Genomic DNA, 219 nt, shown 5'->3' with positions numbered 1-219 from the left:
TAGCCCCACATGAAATGCGTCACATCCTGCATAAATGTCTGGAAGCAGGGAATGACAAACTCATTCTTTGAGAGCGTGGCTCTGCATTTTGCTACAATAACCTGATAGTAGACATGCTTGGCTTTGACATCATGAAAGAAATGAATGTGGCTGTATTCTTTGACGTGACCCATGCTTTAGTAAACCCAGGCGGACGTGCTGATTCTGCGGGTGGTCGTG

General features: G+C 46.1%; 1 pseudogene. It reads left to right on the top strand.

Features of this window, described 5'->3' with window-relative positions:
- Positions 1-219, top strand: a pseudogene (locus ACNQO6_RS18590) (3-deoxy-8-phosphooctulonate synthase); the annotation flags it as partial.

Origin of the sequence: Acinetobacter calcoaceticus (genome assembly GCF_051947995.1) — a bacterium.
Classification (GTDB): Bacteria; Pseudomonadota; Gammaproteobacteria; order Pseudomonadales; family Moraxellaceae; genus Acinetobacter.
Note: the sequence above shows the minus strand (reverse complement) of the source record. Positions and strands in the feature narration are given on the sequence as shown.